The sequence below is a fragment of the Roseibium sp. genome, assembly GCF_025698965.1.
In the GTDB taxonomy this organism is placed as follows: domain Bacteria; phylum Pseudomonadota; class Alphaproteobacteria; order Rhizobiales; family Stappiaceae; genus Roseibium.
Genome location: NZ_JAILWL010000316.1, coordinates 1 through 7,809 on the forward strand (window position 1 = coordinate 1; position 7,809 = coordinate 7,809).

Consider the following 7,809-nt stretch of genomic DNA (forward strand, 5'->3'; position numbering starts at 1 on the left):
AGTATCTCTTCGAGGATGAGATGAATTTCTGGTTCAGGGACCTTGATGAATTAGGAACCGTCGAGTTTTCGCAAGGCCTGTACGATGAGATCGCCCGATTTACCAACGGTATGGGTGAAGCCTGGGATGCATTCGGAAACTTCAATGACCAGCTTGAAGCTATTCTGCTACAGCTCCATGAAGACGGTCATTATCAGGCCTGGGACGATGCAGGCCAGGGTCTGGACAATCCGTTCAACTTCGACCTGCCGAATATCGACCCATTTACCTAAGGGCTGATTTCAAGCTGGCTGGTTGATCGAAACTGTCGAAACCAGGTGTTTCCCTCTTCGTTCTGACGAACGGAGAGGGTTCAGTTGATCGTGTCTTGATTTTGACCGGATCTTCAGTTCAATAGAAACCTGTTGCAAATCAGACTTTTGAGATGCCGACAACAGGCATCGACATAACAATCACTGGAGTTCACCATGCCCCGTCCCATCCGTAGCGCTATCCAGACAGCCAAACGGCTCAAGTCAGGCCTGCGGATCGCACCGGTGCTTGCCCTCTCTTTCGGACTTGCTGCCTGTCAATCGCAGTTTCAGCAGCCGTCAGACCTTCTGTTTGCTCCAACATTCAGCAAATCGCGGCAAAACATTCCAAACACCTACAACACGCCCTACGACTGCCGCACCTTCACGGGAACGGGCTGGAAGGGAATTGCCGGTGGCGTCGTCTATGACTTTGATCGCCGGGACCTGATTTCCCAGGCCGGATGCTTCAAAACCCAGTCGGAATGCCAGGCCTGGCTCGCAGTCATGCGTGGCTATATCGACGTACCGCGGTTCATCCGTTGCAACCCATATAGCGCATGACGTCGAGCACAATTTCTGAGTAACCTCAGACCGGCAAAGCGCCCTGAAAAACAGGGCGTTCCGCCATATAGGATTCCATGTAGTCGCGCAGACATTTTGCTCTGGCGCTCAACAGGCGTCCCGTAGGCCAGACCGCGTAGGCTTCGCGTCCCTGCCCCTGCCACTGCGGCATCACGAACTGAAGATTGCCTTCCACAATTTTCTTGGATGTTTCTGTCACCGGCAGCAGCGCAATGCCGTGCCCGTCGGCAGAAAACTGGCACGCAAGGCCGATATCATCGACGGCAATATTCGCCGTCAGGTGCTGGGTCGCCTCTTCTCCGGTATCCATGTTCTTGAGCTGCCAGTGCGGAAGTGACGAAACCCAGATCAGCTTGTGCGATTTCAAGTCCTCCGGCCTTTCTGGAACACCAGTCTTGGCCAGATAACCAGGCGAAGCGACCAGCATGGTAGCAACACGTCCGAGACGTTTCTGGTAAAGACGCAGATCCGTCTGCGGGCCGATCCGAAGCGCCAGATCAATACGGTTTTCCAGAAGGTCCTTGTTTTCATTGCTCAGGAGCAGCGTAAGCTGGATCTCCGGATAGCTTTTCAAAAACGCAGACCACATCGGCTCCAGCATTCCGACCGAGATGTTGGTCGGCGCCGCAACACGCAGTCGTCCCCGCATGTCATGCAGATCCGCACTCAATCCTCGCAGAGAAACTTCCGCCTGATGGATGAGATCGGCAAACGCTTCATAGTAAGCCTCGCCTTCGGATGTCAGCGAAAACTTGCGAGCTGATCGGTGAACAAGCTGCGCCCCGACCTGCTCCTCCAGCTTGCGTAAACGCCGGGTGACGGTTGCAGGCGGCACGTTCAGCTGCCTGGCGGTGGCAGACAAGCTCCGGTTTTGAGCAATTCGGACGAAAAGTGCGAGATCATCAAGCATAATTTCATTTCTGAAATTTGAACTATCGAAATTCACTATAGATGAAAAGAAACGAAATCAATAAATCTCCGATGCATCCCTTACTTGGCAATGGAGACAATCATGTCGAACTACTACATCAGCGCAAGCATCGAACTTCAGGACGGCGCAGACCTTGAAGAGGCTGAAAACGGACTGAGGCATCTTGTGAAACAAACCCGGAGTGAACCCGGATGCATCCTGTTTGAAATCCGTCAGAACCTGAAAGAACCGCATAAGTTCACTCTGTGGGAATGCTGGACCAGCCGGCAAGCGCTTCTGGATCACTTTGAAATGCCCCACACCAAAGCCTATCTGGCCCGGAACCTGACAGAGGTGAACTACATCGAAGAGCTTGGTGAAATCGGTGCGAATGCCACTTCGGACGCGGCTTGAGGTCCAATGAAGCACCGGTTGATCGCTACCCTATTGATGTCATTCGGCCTTTCGCTTCTCATGTCCTGCTGGGTGACTTTTCTCAATCTGGGCTGGAGCGAGCTGTTTTTCAGCCAATGGATGGCTGCCTTTCGTCTCGCCTGGCCAGCTGCTGCCGTCATCGCATTCCTCCTCGGACCGCCCATTCAAAGGGCAACAGCCGAAATCGCGAGACGGCTTCCCTAACCCTTTCCGGAGTACCCATGTCCCTGTCACGTCAGAACTTCAAAGACCTTGGGCTGCCTGTCGGTCCCTACACCCACGCTGTCTGTCACGGCAATACGCTTTACACTTCAGGCTTCACAGCTTTCGGGACGGATGCCCAAACCAGTTCGGCAGACGCGCAGACACATGCCGTGCTGGATCAGCTGGAATATGTCGCCAGACAGTACGACAGAAACCTGGACGATCTTGTAAAAGTCACGATCTTTGTGACCGACCCGGAAGATATTCCCGGCATTCGCGAGGCTGCGACCGAAAGGTATGGCAACGCCGTACCGGCAAGTTCCATGGTTATGGTGTCGGGCCTGTTCTCACCGGACCTGCGGATTGAAATAGAAGGAATCTTTGCCCTTTGATCACGCTGGCGTAAATAAAACTTGAGAACTGACAATCCGCATTACGTACTAACACCGAATTGAAATACTGGCTCTCCGCCCCATCTAAATAACAAGCACTAAATAGAAAATGTACAACTGTGCGCGGGCCAGCTGACCCACAATAAAAATGACTGGACCACCTGCATCGCAGGTGGTTTATTTTTGATCAGAACATTACGGATTTGTAATTTTTACTTCCAGCAGATTTTTTCGAAAGAAAAGCGTCTCTAAAATCGGTGTATCGTAATAGGGATCAGTTTCTTCAAAACCGGCAGCTTTATAGAGTTTTATTGCTCCTGCCATGGTCGGCAATGTGTCCAGGACCATCGATTTGTAGCCGGCCTCCCGGGCCGCATCAAGAACGCGATCAACCAGCGCAGCCCCGACACCGCGGCCACGTCCTTCCGGCAGAACATAAAGACGCTTCATTTCGCAGGTGCCATCAACATCGGAGGGCCGTAAACCGACGCAGCCCAAAATGGTCCCTTCTGCATCTTTCGCCAGAAAAAGAGCGCCTTTGGGCGATGCATATTTGCCCGGCATGCCTTTCAATTCTTCCTCGAACCCCTGATAGGAAAGATCGATATTGAGCCAATCCACGTAGGCTCGGAACAGCGTTTTCACCACATTCAGCTCGTCACTGTCCTCAACAGAAGCGACAACGAATCCGCGATTGGAGATCATGAGTGAAAATTGCCTTTGAATTTCGTGGGATCAGTTTGCTGCGACGGCCGGAATGGCTTTCAGATAAGCAGCGATTGCTTCTCTGTCGCTTGCTGGAAGGCGCGCCATATTCTCCTGAACGTGTACCATCTCGCCGCCAACTGAATCATATTCCGGTGTAAAACCGCTTTCCAGATAGTAGGCAATATCCGCAGCACTCCAGCTGCCAAAGCCCCCATCCACGGGTGTAATATCGGGAATCCGGCCATCTCCTGTCGGCGCAGGTGCGCCGCCGAGCCATTTTGAAAGCTCCAGGCCACCGGCAAAATCACGCGGCGTATGGCACTCGCCGCAATGTCCGGGCCCTTCCACAAGATAACGGCCTCTATCCCAAAGCGCCTGATCGACATCGTTGCCGGAAACCGGAGAACCAATGACAGGCGCCGGATCCAGGAACATGCGTTTCCAAAGACCCAGGCCCCGGCGAATGTTGAACGGAAAGCCAAGCTCATGATCGGCAGCCTTTCCTTCGACGGCGGGCAGCGTTTTCATGAAGGCAAAAAGATCCCCAAGATCGTCGCCGGTCATCCTGGCATAGGATGTATAAGGAAAGGCCGGGTAATAGTTTTCACCCTCGGGCGACGTGCCATGGGTCATTGCATTGGCAAAGTCTGCAAGAGACCAGCCGCCAATGCCATCAGCTTCGCTTGAAGAAATGTTGGGTGCAACAAAGACGCCGAACGGTGTTTCCAGCCTCAGTCCACCACCGAGCTTAAGCAGGTCCTCGCCCTTTGCGCCCTTCTCGGCATGGCAGGAAGCGCAGCCACCGGCCCAGAACACCAGCTCACCGCTGACCGGTTCCCCTACCTTCAGGGTCGCAGCGTCCTGATCGCTGATATAAGTCGGTGCGGAGAGCCCCCACGCTGCACCTGCTGCAATGACAGCAAGAACAAAAAGGACAACAACAGCCTTTTTCATGGAGCCTCTCCGGATTTTCAAACGACCGGATTAACAGAATCTGTCCGGTCAGTTCTTCTTACGGTAAGTCTCGTGGCACGATTTGCAAGTGCCGAAAATCGGGCCCATCGCAGCCTTGAAGGCATCGAGATCTGCCGGACCATCCTTGCCGGAAGCGGCCGTCGCTTTTCCTGTTGCATCAGAAAGTTTGGCGAGCTCCGCCGCGAATCCATCTGCGTTTTCCCAGATACTTGCCAAGGCTCCCGTGTCGCCCTGGTCGGATCCAGCCGGGAAGAAATCACCGAAAGTGAAGGAAGCTGCCTGCATTGTCGCAATAACCGCTTTGCCCGCGACAGGATTGTAATCAATCTCGCCTTTCATCATCCCGCCTCCGAGACCAGCGGCAGCGCCGACAGACGCCATGATGGCCTGCCGAGTTGCGATCGGGTCATCGGCTGCCTGAGCAGTACCGGCAAGTCCAAGCCCGGCCAAAAGGCACACGGTTGCTGTTTTACGAACAATGCGCATTTCATTCTCCCTCTCGATACACGCGTAGATTACGCGAAACTCTCCGAACGAATTCAACTCAAGAACCGCTCGGCAATAAAGTCACGCTGTTGTGAACACGTGCTTTTTTTGAAAGACCGCATCCGCGTCATCTTCAGAAAAGAGAACAAAAAAACCCCGGTCGCTTTGGACCGGGGTCTTCTGAACTGAGTTTGAAACAGCTTATTTTACAGCGGCTTCATAAAGTTCAAGCACATAGTCCCAGTTGACCATGTTGTCGACAAACGCCTCAAGATACTTCGGGCGCGCGTTGCGGTAGTCGATGTAGTAGGAATGTTCCCAGACATCGCAGCCGAGAACCGGTGTTGCGCCATGAACCAGCGGATTTTCACCGTTTGGCGTTTTCATGATTTCCAGTTTGCCGTCCTTGACTGCAAGCCAGGCCCAACCGGAACCGAACTGACCGATACCGGCAGCAATGAAATCGGCACGGAACTTGTCAAAGCCACCAAGATCGCTGCTGATGGCAGACGCGAGTGCGCCCGGAAGAGATGTGCCACCGCCGTCTTTCTTCATCCACTTCCAAAAATGGATGTGGTTGTAGTGCTGGCCGGCATTGTTGAAGAGGGGAGCATTTTTGCCATAGCTCTCCTTTACGATCTCTTCCAGGGACTTGCCTTCAAGGCCACTGCCTGCCAGCAGCTCATTGCCTTTGGTGACATAGGCCTGGTGGTGCTTGTCATGGTGAAACTCGAGAGTTTCAGCAGACATGTAGGGAGCCAGCGCATCATACGCGTACGGCAGGTCAGGCAATTCGAAAGACATGACAAACTCCTCAAAAAGGTCATTGACCGGCGGTCTGGACCAAAGGCCCGAAGGGCCGTGTCGAGCGGCAAAATAGGATTGCGCGAGCCTGACGGCAAGCACCGAAAACGAAAATAAAGAAATTTTTTCTTATTTTTTTATTGCTTGCCCGGCTGAAAGGCGCTTCGGATCAGCCTGCTGTCGAAATTTGCCGGCACTTCGCCTTCAATCGCATAGATGTAAAGTGCGGCCCGCAGGATAGCGCTGAGCGTGGTCACAACCAGCGCCCCGGCAAGCGCTATGACAATGGCGACGGTTATCAGGCTGCTGCCCAGCACCGGGCTCTGCGCATACATGGTCATGCCTGCGAACACCAACGGAACCGCCACCAACATGAATATAAAGTTCAACACGCCCAGCCCGACATGCCCCATCAGTGCCTCACCCCAGGTCTTGCGGATCGCCTGAACCGAACGCTTGATCGCTGTGACAGGCCCGACCCCGTCAACCACCAGGATCGGAACGGCGAAATAGGTCGCAACAGCCCAACCTGCTCCGAGAAGGCTGATAAAGAACTTGCCAAGCCCCTTCAACCTGCTCTCCACGATCTGCAGGATCCAGCCAACAATCGCCGTCACCAGTGCCCAGACCAATATCTGCGGCAACCGGCGCACGGAAGACCGTAGCCCGTCCATCACTGTTGGATCTCCACCGGCGAACCGGATCAGGGCACAGGTCAAAAGACCGGCATTGAAAAAGATCATGATGAAATAGTTGATGAACATGAAAACAAAAATCAGTGCCCAGACACGCGGATCCTGGTCGGGCTGTGCCTGATCGAAAAGCGCCTGGAAGAATGCCATCAACTCAGGCATTTCATAGACCGCCCAGGCTCCACTGCCGATGACCGCAAAAAGGGCCAGTGTGCTCATGATCGGAAACAAGAGCATTTCCTTGTCCAGCTTGAGCACCTTCCAGCAAGCTCCCGCCAGCGTGATCGCCCGTTCAATCTTCTCAAAAAACTTAAACATGCCACACCCACTTCCTGAATTCTGTTCAGTGACCGTGAACATCGGACCCGTTACGGCAGCCGATTATGAATAAATTTTGTTAAAGAAGCGCCAATTTGCTCCGGAGGAACGAAGCGAAGCGGTCAAACACTCGACATGTTGCATGGACAGTTCGGCGGGTCTGCCACTCAGACTGGTTTTCGCGACCAAAGCAAAAGCCTCGCCACAGAGAGATTTCAAGGCCTTCGCCTTCCACATGATTCAATCCCTGAACTTTTTTCAATAAAGCTTTGTGAAATCGTCTTTTTTCACAAACAAGATCTAAAACTGCACCCTGTATTTCACACCTAAACTCAACCAATAAGTTGACTATTTTTGATCATGCTGATAATTCATCTAAATGGTTGAATGAGGATCCCAGCCGCACTTTGAAATCATCGGAAATGAACCCCAGTGACAGGTGGTCCTGAACGGAGGCGTCAACATGGAATTTGAAAGCGTGAACTGGATTGCAGTGTTGGTTGGGGCGATTGCAGCCTTTCTGTTCGGCTGGCTTGTCTATTCCCCAATGCTCTTTGCCAAGACCTGGGCTGAAGGGTCAGGTATTGAGCTAACAGCCGAAAGCCGCCCGCCACTCGGTGCAATGATCCTGCAGATTGCCGGACTGCTCTTTCTGGCAACGGTGATCGGCATAACGGCAACGTTCAACGCACTGTTTGCCGCAATTCTGGCCATTCTGGCCGCCGCCAGTCTGACGATCTCCAACGGGGCCTTTTGCGGCAAGTCCACGGCAGCCCTTGCGATCGATGCCGGCTACATCATCGGCGCCGGCATTCTGATGATCATCGCCCAGGGCATCTTGTAAGCCTCAACAACTCCAAAGAAATTTCAGCCACCGGAAAGTCTTCCGGTGGCTTTTTGTTGTTTCAACACAGTTTCAGCCGGGCTTTCCCAGTGACAATTCAACCCCTGCATGGCAGGTTTGGTCAAATCCGATTACCTTCCCTGGGTTTCCGGCAATTCGCCTGCCT

The 7,809-nt window shown here is 53.3% G+C and carries 12 protein-coding genes; 6 read left to right on the forward strand and 6 right to left on the reverse strand.

The genetic code is table 11. The annotated features are described in order from the left end of the window. Both K5905_RS22110 and K5905_RS22115 read left to right on the forward strand, forming a co-directional pair. Positions 1 to 272 (forward strand): hypothetical protein (locus K5905_RS22110; protein ID WP_297587826.1); only part of this gene is annotated, 272 nt, incomplete at its 5' end. A gap of 195 nt (positions 273 to 467) precedes the next feature. After that, a complete protein-coding gene (locus K5905_RS22115) occupies positions 468 to 854 on the forward strand; it encodes a hypothetical protein (protein WP_297587827.1) in 387 nt (128 codons plus the stop codon). Between the two features lie 25 nt (positions 855 to 879). On the opposite strand, the gene K5905_RS22120 is transcribed toward K5905_RS22115, so the two are convergent. Next, on the reverse strand, positions 880 to 1,785 hold the full coding sequence (locus tag K5905_RS22120) for a LysR family transcriptional regulator (RefSeq protein ID WP_297587828.1): 906 nt from the start codon (positions 1,783 to 1,785) through the stop codon (positions 880 to 882). 102 nt (positions 1,786 to 1,887) lie between these two features. Between K5905_RS22120 and K5905_RS22125 the strand changes: the two genes are divergently transcribed. From K5905_RS22125 to K5905_RS22135, 3 genes are read left to right on the forward strand one after another with little or no spacing between them, the layout of a single operon-like run. Continuing rightward, positions 1,888 to 2,199: a putative quinol monooxygenase gene (locus K5905_RS22125; protein WP_297587829.1), complete on the forward strand. Its 312-nt coding sequence runs from the start codon at positions 1,888 to 1,890 to the stop codon at positions 2,197 to 2,199. 6 nt (positions 2,200 to 2,205) lie between these two features. Beyond that, on the forward strand, positions 2,206 to 2,424 hold the full coding sequence (locus tag K5905_RS22130; RefSeq protein ID WP_297587831.1) for a DUF2798 domain-containing protein: 219 nt from the start codon (positions 2,206 to 2,208) through the stop codon (positions 2,422 to 2,424). Positions 2,425 to 2,441: 17 nt separating this feature from the next. After that, on the forward strand, positions 2,442 to 2,816 hold the full coding sequence (locus K5905_RS22135) for a RidA family protein (RefSeq protein WP_297587832.1): 375 nt from the start codon (positions 2,442 to 2,444) through the stop codon (positions 2,814 to 2,816). Positions 2,817 to 3,011: 195 nt separating this feature from the next. Here the strand turns inward: K5905_RS22135 and K5905_RS22140 are convergent, their stop codons facing one another. From K5905_RS22140 to K5905_RS22160, 5 genes are all read right to left on the reverse strand, one after another. After that, positions 3,012 to 3,521 carry a GNAT family N-acetyltransferase gene (locus K5905_RS22140; protein ID WP_297587833.1) on the reverse strand — a complete coding sequence of 170 codons (510 nt, stop codon included), beginning with the start codon at positions 3,519 to 3,521 and terminating at the stop codon, positions 3,012 to 3,014. A gap of 30 nt (positions 3,522 to 3,551) precedes the next feature. Then, entirely contained in the window at positions 3,552 to 4,478 is a 927-nt protein-coding gene (locus K5905_RS22145; RefSeq protein WP_297587835.1) for a cytochrome c, read from the reverse strand. A gap of 48 nt (positions 4,479 to 4,526) precedes the next feature. Then, positions 4,527 to 4,985, reverse strand: coding sequence for a cytochrome c (locus tag K5905_RS22150; RefSeq protein WP_297587838.1), 459 nt, complete (start codon positions 4,983 to 4,985; stop codon positions 4,527 to 4,529). A 201-nt stretch (positions 4,986 to 5,186) separates the two neighbouring features. Continuing rightward, positions 5,187 to 5,789 carry a superoxide dismutase gene (locus tag K5905_RS22155; RefSeq protein WP_297587841.1) on the reverse strand — a complete coding sequence of 201 codons (603 nt, stop codon included), beginning with the start codon at positions 5,787 to 5,789 and terminating at the stop codon, positions 5,187 to 5,189. Positions 5,790 to 5,926: 137 nt separating this feature from the next. After that, positions 5,927 to 6,799 carry a DUF6159 family protein gene (locus tag K5905_RS22160; RefSeq protein WP_297587843.1) on the reverse strand — a complete coding sequence of 291 codons (873 nt, stop codon included), beginning with the start codon at positions 6,797 to 6,799 and terminating at the stop codon, positions 5,927 to 5,929. A gap of 463 nt (positions 6,800 to 7,262) precedes the next feature. On the opposite strand from K5905_RS22160, the gene K5905_RS22165 reads away from it, so the two are divergent. Further along, positions 7,263 to 7,643: a DUF1761 domain-containing protein gene (locus K5905_RS22165; RefSeq protein ID WP_297587846.1), complete on the forward strand. Its 381-nt coding sequence runs from the start codon at positions 7,263 to 7,265 to the stop codon at positions 7,641 to 7,643. Positions 7,644 to 7,809: the final 166 nt, after the last annotated feature.

Excerpts from the sequence above, each read along its gene's own strand:
- K5905_RS22115 (WP_297587827.1), top strand. The coding sequence starts at position 468 with ATGCCCCGTCCCATCCGTAGCGCTATCCAGACAGCCAAACGGCTCAAG.
- K5905_RS22120 (WP_297587828.1), bottom strand. The coding sequence starts at position 1,785 with ATGCTTGATGATCTCGCACTTTTCGTCCGAATTGCTCAAAACCGGAGC.
- K5905_RS22125 (WP_297587829.1), top strand. The coding sequence starts at position 1,888 with ATGTCGAACTACTACATCAGCGCAAGCATCGAACTTCAGGACGGCGCA.
- K5905_RS22130 (WP_297587831.1), top strand. The coding sequence starts at position 2,206 with ATGAAGCACCGGTTGATCGCTACCCTATTGATGTCATTCGGCCTTTCG.
- K5905_RS22135 (WP_297587832.1), top strand. The coding sequence starts at position 2,442 with ATGTCCCTGTCACGTCAGAACTTCAAAGACCTTGGGCTGCCTGTCGGT.
- K5905_RS22140 (WP_297587833.1), bottom strand. The coding sequence starts at position 3,521 with ATGATCTCCAATCGCGGATTCGTTGTCGCTTCTGTTGAGGACAGTGAC.
- K5905_RS22145 (WP_297587835.1), bottom strand. The coding sequence starts at position 4,478 with ATGAAAAAGGCTGTTGTTGTCCTTTTTGTTCTTGCTGTCATTGCAGCA.
- K5905_RS22150 (WP_297587838.1), bottom strand. The coding sequence starts at position 4,985 with ATGCGCATTGTTCGTAAAACAGCAACCGTGTGCCTTTTGGCCGGGCTT.
- K5905_RS22155 (WP_297587841.1), bottom strand. The coding sequence starts at position 5,789 with ATGTCTTTCGAATTGCCTGACCTGCCGTACGCGTATGATGCGCTGGCT.
- K5905_RS22160 (WP_297587843.1), bottom strand. The coding sequence starts at position 6,799 with ATGTTTAAGTTTTTTGAGAAGATTGAACGGGCGATCACGCTGGCGGGA.
- K5905_RS22165 (WP_297587846.1), top strand. The coding sequence starts at position 7,263 with ATGGAATTTGAAAGCGTGAACTGGATTGCAGTGTTGGTTGGGGCGATT.